Origin of the sequence: Segatella copri (genome assembly GCF_015074785.1) — a bacterium.
Classification (GTDB): domain Bacteria; phylum Bacteroidota; class Bacteroidia; order Bacteroidales; family Bacteroidaceae; genus Prevotella.
In genome coordinates, this window is sequence record NZ_CP042464.1 from 2,691,500 (window position 1) to 2,710,626 (window position 19,127).

Sequence of the window (19,127 nt, forward strand, 5' to 3'; positions counted from 1 at the left end):
GGTGCAAAGTTACGAAATAATTGGCTAACTGCTACCATTTTGCCCGTTTTTTTATGTATAATTCAAACTTTTCTTATTCTTTGTACTTCCCTGAAAAAGGTTGTCACTTAGGAACAAACAGAAGTGACAATGAAACGTAAGACAAGAATTGAACGTGTGTATAATGAGGACACAGGTTGGTTTGAGACCCGTGAGGTAGAGTTGAATAGCTACTCTTTTACAGATGATGATCGTATCATGATAGTTCGAGAGTATATGGAGAGTGGGCTCCCAGCAGAAGAAATCATCAAGAAATACTATATAAGCAGTCGTACAGTGCTATTTTCTTGGATGGATAAGTTCTTAAATGAAAAAGATTTGTTATCTTTGCCGCCAGAAGACCAAAACCGTGACGATATGGCAAAGACAACAAATGAACAGTTGAAAGAGAAAGATGCAGAGATTAAGCGTCTCCGCAAGGCTTTGGAGTTAGAGAAGCTTCGCTCTAAGGCATTCTCCACCATGATTGACCTCGCAGAAGAAACCTTCAATATTCCTGTGAGAAAAAAATCTGGTACCAAACAGTAAGCTTGCTCCGCACAGAGTGCCAGAGCCAAGGTTTAGGCACTCTATGCGGGCTGTTTGGTTTCACCCGGCAAGCATATAATAAGCGCAATGTCTCTGACGGCTTTGCTGAAGAGGCCATTGAGTCTATCATCATTGAAAAGGCACGTGAGTATCGTAAGTCGAATCCTGGCTTAGGAGCTGCAAAGTTGCATGCCATATTGAAACAGATGTTTGAGGATACTGGCTGCTTCCCTGGTCGTGACGCATTTATTGAGATGCTGCGTAAGCATGGACTCATGGTACGTATAAAGCGCCGTAGGCGCTATAAGACAACAGATTCCGACCATAATTATCGCAAATATCCAAACCTGATTAAGGGAGTAGTTCCTACCCATCCGAACCAGATTTGGGCAAGTGACATCACCTATGTTGAAACCAATGAAGGTGTGTGCTATCTCTCGCTTATAACAGATCTGTATTCCCATAAAATCGTTGGATGGGCTGTTGGTCCAACATTAGAAACTGTATATCCATTAGAAGCGCTTAAAATGGCATATAAAAGCATTGATGAAGAAACTGCAAAAGGACTCATTCATCACTCTGACAGAGGAAGCCAGTATTGCAGTCAGAATTATGTATCTATCCTAAAAAGTCATGGCTCACAAATAAGTATGACTCAAACAGGAGATCCTTTGGAGAATGCTATAGCAGAACGTGCAAACGGCATTTTAAAAACAGAATGGCTTTATAGAATGACAATTCCTACTCGTAAAGTATGTAAGAAGGAACTGACCAGGATTATTGCGTTTTATAACGACGAAAGACCGCATATGAGTATCGGTAATCAAACACCATCAGTTGCACATACTCAAGTGGGGCCACAGCAGAAAATGTGGAAAAATCCTTGGGAAAATTCTTCTAATTAGTTGAAAATGTGTATCTTTGCATTTGAAAGAATATCATCACCGTAACCTTTCTAGGGATAGCTCCTTAAAAAGAGTAACCTAGTTAGGTATAATGGGTATTCGCTGACAACCCATATAGTGATAAAATTAAAAATGCGTAACTCATTTAGTGATACAAAAAATAGATAGTAACAAATTTAGTTTAACCATCCTAAAGGTGACAACTTTTTCACGTATAAGACACTTAGCCTGCAAAAGATAAGACAATTCACGCATATTATTTCTCGGATTTGAGTATTTTATCGCCGATTATTTCTCGGATTTGAGTATTTTAACGCGATTTATTTCTCGGATTTGAGTATTTTCGCTATATTTGCACCTGTTATTCAAACAGTTACGATTATGGAAGAATATATACATAGAAACATAGACTCAGAACTCATCGCCTGGAAGGAAGATTCCATGCGGAAACCCTTGCTGCTTCGTGGTGCCCGTCAGGTTGGGAAGTCATCAGCAGTTAAAAACTTGGGAAAGCAATTCGAGTATTTCGCCGAGGTAAACTTCGAACGTAACAAGGCAATCAAAACCTTCTTTCAGGGGGATATTGACGTACGATTGATTGCTAAAAAAATCAGTAGCTATATCAATGTCCCTATAGAAGCAGGTAAGACGCTCCTCTTTCTCGACGAAATCCAGGAATGCCCTGAAGCCATCATGGCACTACGCTTCTTCAAGGAAGATTATCCTGAACTGCATGTCATAGCCGCAGGATCACTTCTGGAATTTACGCTTCAGGAACTCCCTACTTTTGGAGTAGGAAGGATTCACTCGCTCTTCATGTACCCGATGACTTTCGATGAATTCCTGTATGCCAATCACGAAGAAGGACTCATTCTTCTCCGTAATGAAGCATACGGAAACCAGTCTTTAGATCAAGCCTTCCATGATAAACTCGTGGAATACTTCCGCACCTACCTGCTGGTTGGAGGCATGCCGGAATCTGTTCTGGCATGGACCAAGACACACGATTTCAACCGATGCAGAAACATCCAGGAAGACATTATTCTGACATACGAAGATGATTTCAGCAAGTATAAAAAGAGAGTCAACCCAGATTTACTGCGCACAACGATGCGTGGCATCTGTCATCAGGCAGGAGAGAAGTTGACATACAAGCAAATATCAGCAGATTATCAGAGTTCACAAATCAGAGAAGCCCTCCGCCTGTTGACACTTGCAGGAATCGTTACTCCTGTGGTCGCTACCTCGGGCAATGGTATTCCGCTGGATGCGGAAGCTGACGAGAAAAACATGAAGGTCCTCTTTCTGGACCCAGGATTACTGTTAGCCGTGCTTCAACTGGAAGGCGACCTGTCTCAGCAGCTCATAGAACTTATTTTAGCCGGCACTCCTCAGGAACTTGTCAATAAGGGAGGCGTAACAGAAATGGTTGCCGGACTCGAGATGATGCGTTACAAACCATGCATCCAGCGCCAGAAGATGTTTTATTGGGAGCAGAAGGGGAAGAGTGTTGCCGAGATAGACTATCTGGAAATCCACAACATGAAGATTACCCCTATCGAAATCAAATCGGGCACTCAGGGCGGCATGAAGAGTCTCTGGCTATTCATGAGAGAGAAAAAGCTCACCGAAGCATTCCGTTGTTCCTTAGAGAATTTTGGATCATTTGATTACATTGACAAGCAGGACGATAATGCCATAAGGCATGTCACCATACTGCCTCTCTATGCATTATCCCTATTGAGAAGCCGTTGATAGTCTGCCAACAAGCAGGATTAGGAATAAAAGTGCCTTTTTCCTACATGACGACGTAATCTTTCCTACGTCCTGACACAAAAACTCCTGCGTCGCCATGTAATTTCAAGGGCATTAGAAGAGAAAAAATCCCTTGCAACCACTAGAGTCGCAAGGGATTCACATTATCCACTTATCTATTTGTACCTTAAGGGTTTATTGAAGATTGGAGGTAGGCAATTAGAAACGGTATACAACAAAGCTGTTTGGCTTCATCTTCACGTTCAACACATTGCCCTGAACCTGTGCATCTGATACTACAGGAACAACCACATTTTTATTGTCTATCTTGTTTTCTGCCTGAATATCGTCGGCATGGAGAACGGTTACCTTACCTGGGTTCAACTTCTTGATACCATTGAAGGTAACGTTGATTTCCTTCTCCTCCTTAGAGGTGTTGGCAATCTTAACGATGTAGCTCTTGGTTGTCTTATCGAAACAAGCGGTGGCATAGAGGCCGTTCTCACCTGCTACAGCTTTGCCGTTCTCGGTAAGCTTCAACACATTGGTACCCTTGTTCTCGCCGTAGAGCTGCTGAACATAGTAGTTGGCAGAACGGACAGAGCTGAGGTTATCGAACCAGATGAGGTCCGGACGCCACTGCCATCCCTCTACATGAGCGAAGAGAGGTGCATAGGTAGCCTGATAAACCACATCAGCATTACGCTCCAAACCGGTCATGAAAGCTGCCTCAGAAAGGGCTGCCTCCCAAGAGTTTGGATCATTCTCGGCATGAGCAGCATACTCACCGGCAAAGACCTTAGGACCCTTGCGGTCGTACTTGTCGTAACGGCTGGCATTGCTACGGAACCATTCTGGACTCTTGTAGTAGTGCTCATCCACCATGTCTACGCCCAACTTGCGCATCTGCTCCCAACCGTAGTCGAAGTCCTTTCCATCAGCAGATGGACCTGATGAACCGCAGATCTTGATCTTTGGATACTTGGCATGAATCTGCTCCATGAACTTCTGCAGACGCTCAGGGTACATAGGTCCCCACTGCTCATTACCGATACCAATCTGCTTCAGATTGAATGGAGCAGGATGACCCATATCGGCACGGAGCTTACCCCACTTAGAGGTGACAGGACCATTGGCAAACTCGATGAGGTCGAGTGCATCGTCGATATAGCTCTGGAGATCCTTGACTGCTACATGTGCATTAGGATCCTTATCATCGTTCTGATACTGGCAAGCCAGACCTACAGAGAGAATAGGCAATGGCTCAGCACCAATCTTCTCAGAAAGGAGGAAATACTCATAGAAGCCCAAGCCCAATGACTGATAGTAGTTAGGGAAAAGGCGATGTGGGAAGGTATCTCTCCAGCGGTTCTCGTTCAGAGGACGGTTCTCAGGAGCACCCACAGAGTTCTTCCACTCATAACGGGTATCGAGGTCGGTTCCCTCTACGATACATCCGCCAGGGAAACGGAAGATGCCTGGCTTCAGGTCAGCAAGATCCTGTACGAGGTCGGCACGGAGACCATTCCAGTTGTCCTCAGGGAAGAGAGAGAGATGGTCGAGGTCTACGCTCTCAGAACCCTTCTCCAGATAAACACGCATCAAACCCTTGGCATCGGTCTGAGGAGAAGTAAGGGTAGCAGTAAGCTTCTGCCATTTATTATTGGTGATGTTGATGACCTGCTTGGCTATGACATCATTCTTGGAATTGACGAGTTCTACGCGAATCTTGCCCTGCTTGCCATCGATGAGATGAAGACGGCCATATACGGTGAAATCGTACTTCATATCCTTCTTCAAGCCCATGCCGAAGAAACCGCGGTTCTCCAAACCGGTCTGCTTCTCACGTGCGCCTGCGCTCTCAAGTGTTACATAATGAGGATTGCGATCGAAGGCAGGTTTAACATCGCTGAGGGTTACATTTCCGAATGTATTCCATCCCATCAGGCGCTGTGGGAATTCGAAGGAACGGTTCTCTACCATCTCTGCATAGAGTCCACCATCGGCACCGAAGTTGATATCCTCGAAGAAGATACCATACATGGTAGGCTGGATTTCTGCTCCAGGCTTGTTAGCCTGAACAGTAAACTGATGCTGTGCGAAAGCTCCGAGTGAAGACATCGCCAGCAATGCTGCTGCGAAAAATTTTGCTTTTCTCATATTGTTTGTTATTGTTTTATTTTTAGGCTGTACCTACACTTTTCCGTGATAGGTGGTGCAAAGATAAAAAAATCCACCCCGAATGAGGTGGATTTTCTGTTTAAATATATTGGATTTTCGTATAAATCCCTGCTTTTCTACTGTTTATCTAATGGAATGAGCACGAAAGTGAAGTTCTTATCGCCATAATGAAGGCGATATTTCTCCAATGGCCATGCACCCCAAGAGTTCTCACCAGCCACACCAGAATGCTCTGCATCGAGGAAGAGATTGGTGAATCTTGACTTCTTCAGGTTGAAACTGTGACGCTGATCCTTGTCATCACCATCATCCAGTTCTTCGGTGTCGAAGTGGATAGCGGAAGCATAGAATGGCTTGCAGCTCTTCACCTTGAATCCGAAGCCGGAAGCATCGGTCTGGTTCCACCAGCGCATATCACCCTTGGTTCCACTCTCCTGTGGACGGATGTATGGGAAGTACTGGTTATCGGCATCATCGCTGTAGATTCCGATGCGCATGCAGTCCTCACGGTCAGAATAATTCTCGATAGGACCACGTCCGTAATACTGGCTCTTGTCCATATCGTATGGCAACTGCATCAGCATACCGAAACGGAACAGATCGCTGACCTTGGCATCATCAGAAGCATCAAACTCCTGGCTTACCTTCATCGCACCTGTGTTAGGCATGATGAGATAATCGATTTCCAGCTCGCCTTTCACTTCTGGCATCTCATAGGTTGCACAGATATTGATGGTGTTTGCCTTCTTGTCCTTCTCTACGGATACACCCTTCAGGTTCATGATAGGGTCCTTCCAAACCTGGAACTTCTTCTGCAGGCCGGCACCGAAATCATTATCGGTAGGAGCACGCCAGAAGTTTGGCTTCAGGGTACCGCCCTCGCCGAGGAGCGACTTGCCACGATAGGTATATTCAGAGATGAGACCGGTGGTACGGTTCACCTTCACAGTCAGATCAGGAGTAGTGACGGTGATATTCTGCTCGCCCTTCTTGTCGATGAGCTTAGCCTTCACCTTCTTGCCGTTCTGAGCCTTAGCCATGTTGTCTGCACAATGACCGCAGCACTTGCCTTCCTTCACAGCCAGCTGGGCATAAGCCACAATCTGACCAGCCTCCATCAGAGGCTCAGCCTTCTTCAGGCGGAAATCGATGTTGAGGAACACCTCCTTGCCCTTTACCTTAGAAAAATCGTAAGGGATGGTGAAGTTCTTGGTTTGCTGGGCAGCCACTTCGATATCAGCGATGGTACCATTCTGAGTCTCCACGCCATCCTCAATGAGGCTCCATGCCAAGGCATAGTTGTTCAAATTGCGGAAGAAGTTCTCATTGTATACACTTACTTCGCCCTTCTCTGCATTCACCATCTTAGCCCAGATGTTCTGATACTGGTAAGCTACCTCGTAGGCATGAGGATTGAGCTGACGATCAGGACCGATGATACCATTGCAGTTGAAGTTGTTGTCGCTAGGGTCGTAATTGTTGTAATCGCCACCATAGCAATATTCTATCTTGCGGAGCTCTTCATTGCTCATCTTCTCAGGATTCTTGATGGTCATCGGCTTCAATACCTTGCGGTGCAAGCCCTGGTCAACGAAATCCCAGTCGAAACCACCCTGGAAGATAGGATACTTGCGTACCAGATCCCAGTAATCCTTCAGGTTACCACCCGAATTACCCATGGTATGGTTGTACTCGCACTGGATGAGCGGCATCGGACTGTTAGGGTCCTTCGCATACTTTTCGCAAGCACTTACAGGATAGTACATAGGGCAGAAGATATCGGTACCCTCGCCTCTGCGAGCCTGCTCATACTGAACCGGACGGCTCTGGTCCTGGCTCTTGATCCACTTGTAAGCCTGCAGGAAGTTATCGCCCATCACAGTCTCATTACCCATACTCCAGGTTACGACACTAGGATGATTGAAGTACATGGAAACATTGTGCTGGTTGCGCTCCATAATCTGCTTGGCAAACATCGGTTTCTTGGCAGCTGCATCATCGCCATACTGGAAGCCGTGACTCTCCTGGTTAGCCTCAGCTACCACATAGATACCATACTCATCGCAGAGTTCGTACCAGCGTGGATCATCAGGATAGTGGCAAGTACGGACAGCGTTGATATTCAGGCGCTTCATAATCTTGATGTCCTGAATCATGCGCTCCATGCTCAATACGTAACCGCCGTCTGGATCAATCTCATGACGGTTGGCACCCTTGATGAGCACAGGCTGACCATTGACAAGGAACTGCTTGTTCTTGATTTCCACCTTGCGGAAACCTACCTTGACAGGAGTCATGCTAGCCGCCTTCATAGCGTCCTTCTTCTGAGCACCCATCAGGGAAACCTGCAGGGTATATAAATAAGGTGTCTCAGCACTCCACTTCTGAGGATTAGCTACCTGCAGAGAGAAATTGGCAGTACCGTTCTTTGCCATGCCGGTGGTGGTTGCTACCTGCTTGCCGTCCTTATCGAAGAGGGTGAAGACGAGCTTGCCGTTACCCTTTACCTTGGTAGAGATATTGAGCACACCATCCTTGTAGTTGTTTACAAGGTCAGGAGTAACACGGATATCCTCCAGCTGCAGCTTGGCATCGCGGGCAAAGAGATAGCTTTCACGAGCCACACCACTCAAGCGCCAGAAGTCCTGATCCTCATCCCAGGAACCATCGCACCAGCGGAAGGTTTGGAAGGCAATCAGATTCTTGCCCTTCTTCAGATAAGGAGTGATGTCAAACTCGGCAGCTACCTTGCTATCCTCTGCATAACCGGCAAACTTGCCGTTTACATAGAGATAGATGTTGGAAGTAACGCTACCGAAATGAGCTACAACCTGCTTACCATCCCAGTTGGCAGGGATGTCGATGATACGGCGGTAAGAACCTACATGGTTATCCTTGGTAGGAACTGCTGGTGGCTGCTCATTGAAATGTTCACGCCATGCAAAGCCATTATTTACATACTCCGGATCGCCGAATCCGTTCATCTCCCAGTTGCCTGGAACATTCATGGTCTTCCAGTTGGAATCATCAAGATCTTCCTTGTAGAAGTCGGTAGGACGCTGGTCGGCATTAGCCACCCAGTAGAACTTCCAGGTTCCGTCGAGCGAAAGGAAATACTTGCTCTCCGTCTTGTTCATGTGCAGGATATCCTTGCTCACGATCTTACCGTCTTTCTCAGAAACCCAGTCATCTGCCGGATAGGTGAAGAAATTGGTGTGCAACGGAAAACGATTGATGGCATTCACCTGAAGGTCGTGCCATTCTGTGTAAGCTGGCTGTTGGATGGTCGTCTTATTCAACGCCTTAATGGCAGTCTTTGGTTTGGTTGCACCAAAGGTTGCCATTGCTAATCCTGCCAAGCTCAATGTTACGAACAGTCTCTGTTTCATGTTTGTTAGTTATTTATACATTAGATTGAAATTACACCTTATTATATATAGGCTATTCTATACCTTATTATATATAGGCATATCCTTGAGCATCTTATATGCCTCCATGTTGCCGGTAGCCTCAGCTAAGCAACTGCAAATATATGAAAATTAAGTTAGAAACAAGCAGAACGACCGTATTTTTTATTGTTTTTTCAACACCGGAGCACCATTTTCCCAAGAAATAGGTACCCATACCATCATAGAAAGGCATATAAATATATAAAACTTTTTCAATATCCGCTAAAAGAAAATGACAAAAAAGTTTGGTGTTTCCAAAAAAATGCATTACCTTTGCCATCATAAAATAAACAACGAAACGACATAAAAATTATGATGACAATCGAAGAATACAGAGCAGCCATCTTACAGGCTTTGCTCGATGCTAAGAACGAGGACGGCACTCCAGCCATTACTCCAAGGGAAGCACAGGAAGCACTCAACGGATTTACCGACGACGAGTTGCAAGACGGACTCCTATGGAATTCGCCCGAAGACGTGGCATCAATTATCCTTGAGGGATAAATCACGGAAGTTATATTCAGCTACCAACAGATAAGAATAGGAGCAAAGACCCTTTTTGCGGGGTCTTTGCTCCTATTCCCATTTATACTTTCTGTTCTTTCCTTTAAAGACAGTCTTCAACAGCCCCGCAATACTTCATTTCTGTTGCAAAAGCAATAAAAAACTAAAGAATGCGACAAAAAACAAAAGAATGTGCAATTTTTCTTTCACAATTCAATTATTATTTGTAAATTTGCAGCCGCATAAAAGGAAAGGGAACTTGCAAATCCCTCTTCAATCAGTTTAAAAAGATAATTTTACCGGTAAAAAAGATATATTAAATAATGAAGATAGAAAACGAAATCATCAGCTCGGTCATCGCTGCGGTGAAGGAGCTTTATGGTCAGGACGTACCAGAGAAGATGGTAGCCCTGCAGAAGACCAAGAGTAATTTCGAAGGTAACCTTACCCTCGTCGTATTCCCATTCCTCAAAATGTCGAAGAAAAAGCCTGAGGATACAGCACAGGAAATCGGCGAATACCTGAAGAAAAACTGCGCTAACGTTATCGCAGACTTCAACGTGGTTAAGGGTTTCCTCAACCTTTCTATCGCTCCTGCCGCTTGGGTAGGACTCTTGAACACCATCAACGCTGACCCTAAGTTTGGTGAGAAGCCAGTTACTGAGAACAGTCCGCTCGTCATGATTGAGTACTCTTCTCCTAACACCAACAAGCCTCTCCACCTCGGTCATGTGCGCAACAACCTCCTCGGCTGGTCATTGGCCCAGATTATGGAGGCTAACGGCAACAAGGTAATCAAGACAAATATCGTTAACGACCGTGGTATCCACATCTGTAAGTCTATGCTCGCCTGGCTCAAGTGGGGCAATGGCGAAACTCCTGAAACTTCCGGCAAGAAGGGCGACCACCTCATCGGCGACTACTATGTAGCCTTCGACAAGCACTATCGTGAGGAAATCGCAGAGCTCAAGGCTCAGTACATGAAGGAGGGCATGGACGAGGAAGCTGCCACAGAGAAAGCTAAGGTAGAGGCTCCGCTGATTAAGGAGGCTCACGAGATGCTCGTAAAGTGGGAGAACAACGACCCTGAGGTTCGTGCACTCTGGCAGAAGATGAACAACTGGGTTTACGCTGGCTTTGATGAGACTTACAAGATGATGGGTGTAAGTTTCGACAAGATATATTATGAGTCAAATACTTACCTCGAGGGTAAGAAGAAGGTAGAAGAAGGATTGGAGAAGGGTCTCTTCTTCCGCAAGGATGATAACTCTGTTTGGGCTGACCTCACCAACGAGGGTCTCGACCAGAAACTCCTGCTCCGTTCTGACGGTACTTCTGTTTATATGACTCAGGACATCGGTACTGCCGACCTCCGTTTCAAGGACTTCCCTATCGACAAGATGATCTACGTAGTAGGTAACGAGCAGAACTACCACTTCCAGGTGCTCTCTATCCTGCTCGACCGTCTCGGCTTCAAGTGGGGCAAGGACTTGGTTCACTTCTCTTACGGAATGGTAGAGTTGCCTAACGGTAAGATGAAGAGCCGCGAGGGAACCGTAGTAGATGCTGATGACCTGATGGCAGAGATGATTAAGGATGCTCGCCAGACAAGCGATGAGCTTGGCAAGTTCAAGGACATGAGCGAGGAAGAGCGCCAGGAGATTTCACGCATCGTGGGTCTCGGAGCGTTGAAGTACTTCATCCTCAAGGTAGATGCCCGCAAGAACATGCTCTTCAACCCAGAAGAGAGTATCGACTTCAACGGTAATACAGGTCCTTTCATCCAGTATACCTACGCTCGTATCCGCAGCATCATGCGCAAGGCAGCAGCCGAGGGCATCGAGATTCCTGCTGAGTTGGGCGCAGATGCTCCTATCAACGAGAAGGAGATTGACCTCATCCAGAAGATGAACGACTTCGCAACAGCCGTAGCCGATGCCGGCAACAACTACAACCCTGGTGGTATCGCTAACTACTGCTACGAGTTGACCAAGGAGTTCAACCAGTTCTACCACGACTACAGCATCCTGAATGCTGAGAGCGAGGCTGAGAAGATTACCCGTCTGGTTCTTGCAGCCAACGTGGCAAAGATCTTGAAGAACGGTATGTCTCTGCTCGGCATCGAGGTTCCAGAAAGAATGTAATATATACATAAGATATAATAACCTACAATTTAAAAATAAAAAAATATTGACTATTTGACATAATGAGCATGGCCCTGGAGCTCGACTCCAAGGCGCATGCTCATTTCAGTTTTAGCCAATCCTTTTTGTTTTCCAACCCCAAAAAGAAAAAATATGAATAAAATGCCCGTAAATCCTCCTTCATGGAGAAACGATACCGTTTTGCCTCTGCCCAACGAGGTAAGAGCCAACGCCTGGGCTGTGGATGCCGCCTGTTCCGGCAATCCCGGTCCGATGGAATACCAATGCATCGACCTTCAGACCGGTGCCCAGGTTTTCCACTATGGCCCTATCCACGGCACCAACAACATCGGCGAGTTTCTCGCCATCGTCCACGCCCTCGCCCTGATGCAGCAGAAGGGCATTACCGACAAGATAATTTATAGCGACAGCGTGAATGCCCAGCTCTGGGTAAGCAAGAAACAATGCAAGACCAAACTGGAGCGCACTCCCCAGACCGAACAGCTCTACCAGGTCATCGCCCGAGCCGAGAACTGGCTCCGCACCCACCCCATCAACATACCTATTATAAAATGGGAAACGAAGAAATGGGGCGAGATTCCAGCCGATTTCGGAAGAAAGGGATAAAAAGGACATTTTTATGTGCCTTTCTCGAAATAATGCCCGCAAAAGCTTGCAATTTCAGATATTTTGTTTAATTTTGCAGCTATTATCGTATTAAACATACATAATCGCAAGAATGGAAATAGAAAAAGAAACAATATTATTAATGTCGAAAGGAGACAAGAAAGCATACGAAACGATGTTCCGCAGGTTCTATCCTAAGGTACACCGTTTTGTGGCCATGCTCTTGAAAAACGAAGATGATGCTGATGACGTCAGCCAGCTCATCTTCTTAAAGGTATGGAACAAACGCGAGAAGTTTGCCGATATCCAGGACTTCGATTCCTACCTCTTTATTTTGGCAAAATATACTGTCATCAACTATATTTCCTCCAAGCACATCATCCCAATAGATATTGACAGTCTGCCAGACAGATACGCCAACGAATCTTCGCCACATGACGATGTGGTGGCAAAGGATACCCAGCTGCTCATCGACATGGTGGTAGAAAGCATGCCGCAACAACGCCAGCAGATTTATCGCATGAGCCGCGAACAGCATCTCAAGAACGAAGAGATAGCCCAGCGGCTGGGTATTCAGAAGAAAACGGTAGAAAATCATCTTAACCTAGCTCTTAAAGAAATTAAAAAAGCCTTATATTTGATGATTTTGTTACCTTGGCATTGGGTGTAACACCATTGAAACATGTCTTAAAAGTAAATGAAGTTTTTATTATGGCAACAAAGATAAGGGATATCATAGATTATTATAGCGGGCACAATGTGCCGGATGAAATAAAAGAAAGGGTATTAGATAGGATTTCCAATACACAAGACGATAAAGAGGCGAACGAAGCATTTAGAGAATTATGGGACAAGGCTGATTCAGCCTACATGGAAGAAGAAGAAATTTCTGCTGCATACAACCGCCTCTTCGAAACAGAAGAAACAAGAGAAATTGAAAAGAAAAAATCGCTTCGAATCTTCAACTTTGCCAAACTGGCTGCCGTCTTCGTACCGCTGCTGATGCTGATTGTATTCGGCAAGCTCTACGTCCAGATGAACAACCAACTCAAGGATATAAAACTGGCAACCATGCTCCAGGAACATACCATCAACGAAGAGAGCAAAGTCATCGCCTTGGCAGACGGAACGAAAGTAAGACTCAGCCAGAGTTCCGTACTCCTCTATCCTTCCTCTTTCAAGGGAGCAGAAGAACGCAAGGTTTTCCTGTCGGGAGAGGCATTCTTCGACATCAGGCATGATGATGCCCAGCCGTTCCACGTCAGCACTCCTCATTTCGAGATTACCGACTTGGGCACCTCTTTTACGGTTTCATCTTATTCAAATACAGATGAAGTATCTGCCACACTCAAAACCGGCAAGATAGAACTCCGCATCATAGGTCAGGAAGACAAGGTTTACAGCATGAAGCCTAACGACCAGTTAGTATATAATGTAAAGACCAAGGCAGTAAACCTCCGCAAGGTTTCGGCCGAAGAAGATGGTACAAGCTGGCGCAACAAGGAGATTGACCTGAACGATGTAACGCTGGCAGAAGCTGGTAAGATTCTGGGTAATGCATACGGAGTGAAATTCACCTTCCGTTCAAAGATTCACCAGAAGACGAAGGTTACAGTTCATTTCAACCGTGGCGAAACCCTCTCGGGAGCCATGTTTGTCCTGAAGAACCTGGTTCCTGGTCTGGAATATGAAGTGAAGAAAGATGAAGTAATCATCAGGTAGGCATATATTATAATAGGTAAACAAAAGGCGCATTATATAAAAATGATGCGCCTTTTTTCATAAAAGAGTATCTCTGCACGGGATATGAAAACAGAAATAATAACATAAACTGGAAATATCATGATAAAGAATTTGATTTTTGATTTTGGAAAAGTACTCGTAAATTACGAATACTTTGAAACGCTTGACCAGATATTCAAGACCCACGAACAGGCTGAAGAATTCTATCATCTCCTGATAGACGGCAAGTGGAATGAGAATATGGATCGCGGAGATTCTTTCGAAGAAACCTTCTGCAAGATGCAGCAGATCATGCCGCAATATAAGGAAGAAATAGCAACCGTAGCCCAGCGCTTTAACGATTTTGTAAGGGGCGAAAAAGAAGGTATGCGCACCTTGCTGACCCAGTTGAAGGCAGAAGGCTACCACCTTTACGGACTTTCCAACTGGTGCACCAAGGTTCACGAAACGATGGCACAATATCCCATCTTCCAACTTCTGGAAGGACAGGTGATTTCTTCAGAAGAGAAAATCATCAAACCCGACAGGGCGATTTACGAAAGAATCTGCCAGAAGTACAATCTGAAACCGGAAGAATGCCTTTTTGCTGACGACAGAATAGAGAATGTAGAAGCCGCCCAGCGTTTCGGAATGCAGGCCATCTGCTTTGAGGATGCTGCGCAGTACGAGCGGGAATTGAGAAAAATCGTTATAAATAGTTAATAACCTTCCCAAAAGTTTCCATATATAGATTCTTTTGCTTATATTTGCACATGTTTTAAATATAAGACAGATAATGAAAGAAAGATTTAAAGTTCTGTTTTCAAAAGACGCTGACGACTTTTTGGAAAGTCTTTCACAAAAAGCAAAGGATAAGATATTGTCAAATATCCGAAAGGCTAAATATGTCTTAAATCCTAAACTCTTTAAAAAACTGGAAGGAACTGATATATGGGAATTCCGTACAAAATATGATGGAATCCAATATCGTTTGCTTGCTTTTTGGGACACTTCAACTAATTCATTAGTCGTAGCTACCCATGGGTTTATCAAGAAGGTGCAAAAAACGCCAAAGCAACAGATAAAGCGAGCAGAGGAAATCAGAGCATTATATTTTAAAATGAAAAGAAAGTGACTATGGAAGAAATGAAATTTTATAGTGAAGAAGAAATGCTAGATAAGCATGTTGGAAAGATTGGAACTCCTCATCGTGATCAATTTGAGGATGAAATCAACACATTCTTAATTGGTGAAGCTATTAAGGAGGCTCGTAAAAACAAAAAACTTACGCAAGAACAGTTAGGCAATCTTATCGGAGTAAAGAAGGGACAGATATCTAAGATTGAGAATGGCAAGAACCTTACACTCAATACTATTTCCCGAGTACTTCATGCTATGGGATTACAGGCTCATCTAAATATTCCGACAGTAGGACAATATGCAATTTAGATCCTACATTTAAGATACTCAATCGAAAGAAGACAAGGGCAAGAACTCCCAGTTCAGGAAATCATACTGAACTGGGAGTTTCTGCCCTTTACCTTGCTTTTCTTTCGGCAACCATTAGTTCTGGATATGTGATGCTTTGCAAGAAAAAAGTCAATCATATATTATAGGTGAGAAAATAAAAAAGAAAAACACAATTGTTTGCGAACACAAGACATTTTTTTCAGAAAAACTTCATTTTAACAGTTTTGTAATTGGGTGTAACTCTCTTTTCCGTTGTCTTCAAGACGTAACAAGCAAATTATTATTAACTTAAAAAGATAAAGTATGAATCTTAAACGAATCTCTGCGTCATGCTTCTGTTTGCTCCTGGCAGGCCAGATGACCCTTTCGGCTCAGAACGTCAGCTTCAGCTCAAACAAGGTAACGCTTAAGTCAGCTTTTGAGAAGATTGAAAAGGAATCTAAGTACAAGATTGCCTACAACTCCTCACAGTTGGATGCTAACCGTTCGGTTACATTAACCAAGAAAAGTGATGATGTCTTTGGTATGTTGAACCAATTGCTCAAAGGTACCAATTTTACCTATGAGATGGAAGGCAACTACATCGTCATCAAGCCTCAGCAAAAAGCTAAATCTCAGGCTCATGGCAAGAAAATCAAGGTACGTGGTGTAGTGAAAGACGAAACTGGCGAGCCAGTTATCGGCGCTACCGTCATGGAGAAAGGTACCACCAACAATGGTGTTGTAACCGATCTTGACGGAAACTATACCATCGAGATTCCTGCCGACGGTATGTTGGCTGTATCATACATTGGCTGCAAGGACCAGGACATCAAGGTAAATGGTCGCGAAGTAATCAATGTTAACCTGGCAGATGATAATAAGGTATTGAGCGAAGTTGTAGTTGTTGGTTATGGTACTCAGAAGAAAGCTAATTTAACTGGTGCTGTGTCAATGATTACTGCAGATGACATAAACAATCGCCCAGTATCAAATGCAGCTGGCGCATTACAAGGTGCAGATCCTTCTGTAAACTTGACTTTTAATTCAGGAAGCTTGGATTCTGGTTATAGCATTGACATTCGTGGTGTCGCTTCCATTAATGGAGGTAGTCCATTGGTGTTGGCTGATGGCATGGAGGTCAACTTGAGCCAGATAAATCCTAATGACATTGAATCTATCTCAGTTTTGAAAGATGCTTCTGCTTCTGCAATTTATGGTGCCAAAGCCTCTTCTGGTGTTATTTTGATTACTACAAAGAGTGGAAAAGACTCAGAAGGTAAAGCTTCCATATCATATAATGGTCGCGTAGGTTGGAAACAGAATACAACATCAACAGATTTCATTCATACAGGTTATGACCATGTAAATCTTGTCAACCAATTCTATGAGGCTTACCAAGGCAAATTGATGGCAAATTATACAGACAAAGATTTGCAGATGCTTTATGATAGACGTAATGATAAGACCGAAAATCCAGATAGACCATGGACCGTAGTTGGCGATGACGGAAAGTATTATTATTATGGCAACTTTGACTGGTATGATTATTTCTATCGTAAAACAAGACCAGAGCAGGAGCATAATGTTTCTGTGACAGGTGGTAATGATAAGGTTAATTATTTTGCAAGCGGCCGTTTCTTTACACAGGATGGTATCTTTAATATCTACAAAGATAATTATCAGAATGTATCCTTTAGAGGAAAACTGAATGCCAAGTTGTCTAAACATTTGACGTATTCTGTTAATTTCAATTATAACAAAACGGCCTACAAATATGCAGGTTTCTATAATGAGCAGCAGACTATTTCTAGTTTGCAGTCAAACATTTTGTCTTCTTTCGTACCAAGAAATCCTGATGGCTCTGTTGTACAGTATACAAACCAATTGACCTCCAATTCACCTTTGGGCTCTGGCCATGCAGGTTTCCTGACAGCAAACGAGGCGCGCAACTCTCGTGAAAACAAGTACTGGATTGTTGCAAATCAACTTGATTATAAAGTATTTGACGATTTGGTCTTGACGGCTTCATACGCTTATAATAACAGAAATTACATTTATAAGAGAAGAAGCATGCCTTTTGAGTATTCACGCGCAGAGGGAGCAACTTCAACATTTACTTCTGGTACTATAACAGATTACTATCAGGAAGGGCACATGCAGATAGACGACAACAACCTGAATATATATGGTACCTATACTCATATATGGGACAAAAAGCATAACTTTAAGGTTGTAGCAGGTGGTCAATATGAGGATTATAGAACAACAGATTTATCTGTAAAAAAGAATGATCTTCTTTCTAAAGATTTATCTTCTTTCACCGTCGCACAAGGTGAAACTACTGTTGGACATGACATATCTGCATATAGAACCTTAGGATATTTTGCCAGAGTCAATTACGACTATGAAGGTAAATATTTGGCTGAGATTAGCGGCCGATGGGATGGAACTTCTAAGTTTGCGTCAAAAGACCGCTGGGGATTTTTCCCTTCTGCTTCAATTGGTTGGCGAATGAGTTCTGAGAAATTCTGGAATAAGTTATTGCCTGTAGTAAATAATGCTAAGTTCCGTTTCTCTGTAGGTAGTCTTGGAAACCAGCAAGTAAACAACTATGCTTATTTTGACCAGATTTATACAGACAACAAGATGTCTTATACATTTGACGGTTTGAACAAGGCATATTATGCAAGTGTGTCTTCTCCGTTATCTTCATCTTTAACTTGGGAGACAGTTTCTACCTACAACTGGGGTTTGGATTTGGGTTTCTTGGATAGTAAATTAACTTTGACAGCGGATATTTACATCCGTGACACCAAAGACATGCTAACCCATTCTATAACATTACCATCTGTATTTGGAGCAACTACTCCAAAAGAAAACTGTGCAGATTTGAGAACAAATGGATGGGAATTGTATATTGGATGGCAAGATAAATTTAATTTAGCAGGCAAGCCATTCCATTATAATGTATCAGCGACAATCGGAGATTACAAGTCAAAGATTACCAAATTTAACAATCCTGATAAGTTGATTTCTGATTATTATGAAGGAATGACTTTAGGTGAGATTTGGGGCTATAAGGTAGCAGGTCTTTTTGCAACGGATGAAGAAGCAGCAGCTTATCAGGCAAAGATTAACGATAAGGCTGTTAACGGTCGTGTATACAGCTCTAAGAAAGATAACCATTTGATGGCAGGTGATGTAAAATTCATGGATTTGGATGGTGATAATGTTATTTCTGAAGGCTCTGGTACAGTTGCAGACCCAGGAGACAAGAGAATTATTGGTAATAGCTTACCACGCTATTCTTATTCTTTCCGTTTGGGAGCAGATTGGAACGGAATTGATTTTAATGCATTCTTCCAAGGTGTAGGTAAACGCAATTGGTATCCTACAACCTATGCATATGATTTCTGGGGACCATATTCTTTCCCTTCACTGTCATTCATCCACAAGGATTTCACGGATAATGTTTGGAGCGAAGATAACCAGGGAGCTTATTTCCCACGTCCTCGAGGATATGCGTCTTATAGTGGAGGCGCATTGGGTGTTGTTAATGATAGATATTTACAAAATGCTGCTTATTTGCGCTTGAAGAATTTGACTGTAGGTTATATAATTCCTATTAGCAAGAAAATTATCAATTCTTTGAGAGTATATTTTACAGCAGAGAACTTATTCTATTGGTCTCCATTGAAGAAGTACTGCAAGACGGTTGATCCAGAAATGATTTATGCTTCATCATATAATTCTGGTTCGGGAGTTGGTTATAGTTATTCTAAATCATTCTCTTTTGGTCTTGATATAAAATTCTAAATATA

14 protein-coding genes are annotated in these 19,127 nt (G+C 43.6%); 12 read left to right on the forward strand and 2 right to left on the reverse strand.

What is annotated here, in order from left to right:
* Positions 1-129: 129 nt before the first annotated feature.
* The 3 genes from FO447_RS11195 to FO447_RS11205 all read left to right on the forward strand — a co-directional run bounded on the left by FO447_RS11195 (position 130) and on the right by FO447_RS11205 (position 3,227).
* Positions 130-567 (forward strand): transposase, encoded by a 438-nt coding sequence (locus FO447_RS11195; RefSeq protein WP_089543290.1) that lies wholly within the window; start codon positions 130-132, stop codon positions 565-567.
* Positions 568-569: 2 nt separating this feature from the next.
* Entirely contained in the window at positions 570-1,472 is a 903-nt protein-coding gene (locus FO447_RS11200) for an IS3 family transposase (protein WP_153083943.1), read from the forward strand.
* A gap of 381 nt (positions 1,473-1,853) precedes the next feature.
* A complete protein-coding gene (locus FO447_RS11205; protein ID WP_118190234.1) occupies positions 1,854-3,227 on the forward strand; it encodes an ATP-binding protein in 1,374 nt (457 codons plus the stop codon).
* 219 nt (positions 3,228-3,446) lie between these two features.
* Here FO447_RS11205 and FO447_RS11210 read toward each other — a convergent pair whose 3' ends face one another.
* A complete protein-coding gene (locus tag FO447_RS11210; protein WP_200756397.1) occupies positions 3,447-5,387 on the reverse strand; it encodes an alpha-L-arabinofuranosidase C-terminal domain-containing protein in 1,941 nt (646 codons plus the stop codon).
* Positions 5,388-5,524: 137 nt separating this feature from the next.
* On the reverse strand, positions 5,525-8,797 hold the full coding sequence (locus FO447_RS11215; protein WP_200756398.1) for a glycoside hydrolase family 2 TIM barrel-domain containing protein: 3,273 nt from the start codon (positions 8,795-8,797) through the stop codon (positions 5,525-5,527).
* A 372-nt stretch (positions 8,798-9,169) separates the two neighbouring features.
* On the opposite strand from FO447_RS11215, the gene FO447_RS11220 reads away from it, so the two are divergent.
* The 9 genes from FO447_RS11220 (at position 9,170) to FO447_RS11260 (ending at position 19,122) form a co-directional block, all read left to right on the forward strand.
* A complete protein-coding gene (locus FO447_RS11220) occupies positions 9,170-9,361 on the forward strand; it encodes a hypothetical protein (protein WP_006848022.1) in 192 nt (63 codons plus the stop codon).
* Positions 9,362-9,684: 323 nt separating this feature from the next.
* Entirely contained in the window at positions 9,685-11,505 is a 1,821-nt protein-coding gene (gene argS / locus FO447_RS11225; protein ID WP_153091511.1) for an arginine--tRNA ligase, read from the forward strand.
* 153 nt (positions 11,506-11,658) lie between these two features.
* The gene (locus FO447_RS11230) at positions 11,659-12,132 is read left to right on the forward strand and encodes an RNase H family protein (protein WP_117727337.1); all 474 of its coding nucleotides are present in this window, start codon (positions 11,659-11,661) and stop codon (positions 12,130-12,132) included.
* A 142-nt stretch (positions 12,133-12,274) separates the two neighbouring features.
* Positions 12,275-12,802 (forward strand): RNA polymerase sigma-70 factor, encoded by a 528-nt coding sequence (locus FO447_RS11235; protein ID WP_234698992.1) that lies wholly within the window; start codon positions 12,275-12,277, stop codon positions 12,800-12,802.
* 41 nt (positions 12,803-12,843) lie between these two features.
* Complete coding sequence (locus FO447_RS11240; RefSeq protein WP_118081394.1) at positions 12,844-13,854, forward strand: FecR family protein; 1,011 nt, start codon at positions 12,844-12,846, stop codon at positions 13,852-13,854.
* Positions 13,855-13,974: 120 nt separating this feature from the next.
* Positions 13,975-14,577, forward strand: coding sequence for an HAD family hydrolase (locus FO447_RS11245; RefSeq protein WP_200756401.1), 603 nt, complete (start codon positions 13,975-13,977; stop codon positions 14,575-14,577).
* A 73-nt stretch (positions 14,578-14,650) separates the two neighbouring features.
* Complete coding sequence (locus FO447_RS11250) at positions 14,651-14,989, forward strand: type II toxin-antitoxin system RelE/ParE family toxin (protein WP_117727341.1); 339 nt, start codon at positions 14,651-14,653, stop codon at positions 14,987-14,989.
* A gap of 2 nt (positions 14,990-14,991) precedes the next feature.
* Positions 14,992-15,303 (forward strand): helix-turn-helix domain-containing protein, encoded by a 312-nt coding sequence (locus FO447_RS11255; protein ID WP_117727342.1) that lies wholly within the window; start codon positions 14,992-14,994, stop codon positions 15,301-15,303.
* A gap of 324 nt (positions 15,304-15,627) precedes the next feature.
* Positions 15,628-19,122, forward strand: a complete 3,495-nt coding sequence (locus tag FO447_RS11260; protein WP_200756402.1) for a TonB-dependent receptor — start codon at positions 15,628-15,630, stop codon at positions 19,120-19,122.
* Positions 19,123-19,127 lie beyond the last annotated feature (5 nt).

Bases quoted from the DNA above. Each gene is read 5' to 3' on its own strand.
- FO447_RS11230 (WP_117727337.1), top strand. From the start codon at position 11,659: ATGAATAAAATGCCCGTAAATCCTCCTTCATGGAGAAACGATACCGTT.
- FO447_RS11195 (WP_089543290.1), top strand. From the start codon at position 130: ATGAAACGTAAGACAAGAATTGAACGTGTGTATAATGAGGACACAGGT.
- FO447_RS11245 (WP_200756401.1), top strand. From the start codon at position 13,975: ATGATAAAGAATTTGATTTTTGATTTTGGAAAAGTACTCGTAAATTAC.
- FO447_RS11205 (WP_118190234.1), top strand. From the start codon at position 1,854: ATGGAAGAATATATACATAGAAACATAGACTCAGAACTCATCGCCTGG.
- FO447_RS11255 (WP_117727342.1), top strand. From the start codon at position 14,992: ATGGAAGAAATGAAATTTTATAGTGAAGAAGAAATGCTAGATAAGCAT.
- FO447_RS11250 (WP_117727341.1), top strand. From the start codon at position 14,651: ATGAAAGAAAGATTTAAAGTTCTGTTTTCAAAAGACGCTGACGACTTT.
- FO447_RS11235 (WP_234698992.1), top strand. From the start codon at position 12,275: ATGTCGAAAGGAGACAAGAAAGCATACGAAACGATGTTCCGCAGGTTC.
- argS (WP_153091511.1), top strand. From the start codon at position 9,685: ATGAAGATAGAAAACGAAATCATCAGCTCGGTCATCGCTGCGGTGAAG.
- FO447_RS11220 (WP_006848022.1), top strand. From the start codon at position 9,170: ATGATGACAATCGAAGAATACAGAGCAGCCATCTTACAGGCTTTGCTC.
- FO447_RS11215 (WP_200756398.1), bottom strand. From the start codon at position 8,797: ATGAAACAGAGACTGTTCGTAACATTGAGCTTGGCAGGATTAGCAATG.
- FO447_RS11240 (WP_118081394.1), top strand. From the start codon at position 12,844: ATGGCAACAAAGATAAGGGATATCATAGATTATTATAGCGGGCACAAT.
- FO447_RS11260 (WP_200756402.1), top strand. From the start codon at position 15,628: ATGAATCTTAAACGAATCTCTGCGTCATGCTTCTGTTTGCTCCTGGCA.
- FO447_RS11210 (WP_200756397.1), bottom strand. From the start codon at position 5,387: ATGAGAAAAGCAAAATTTTTCGCAGCAGCATTGCTGGCGATGTCTTCA.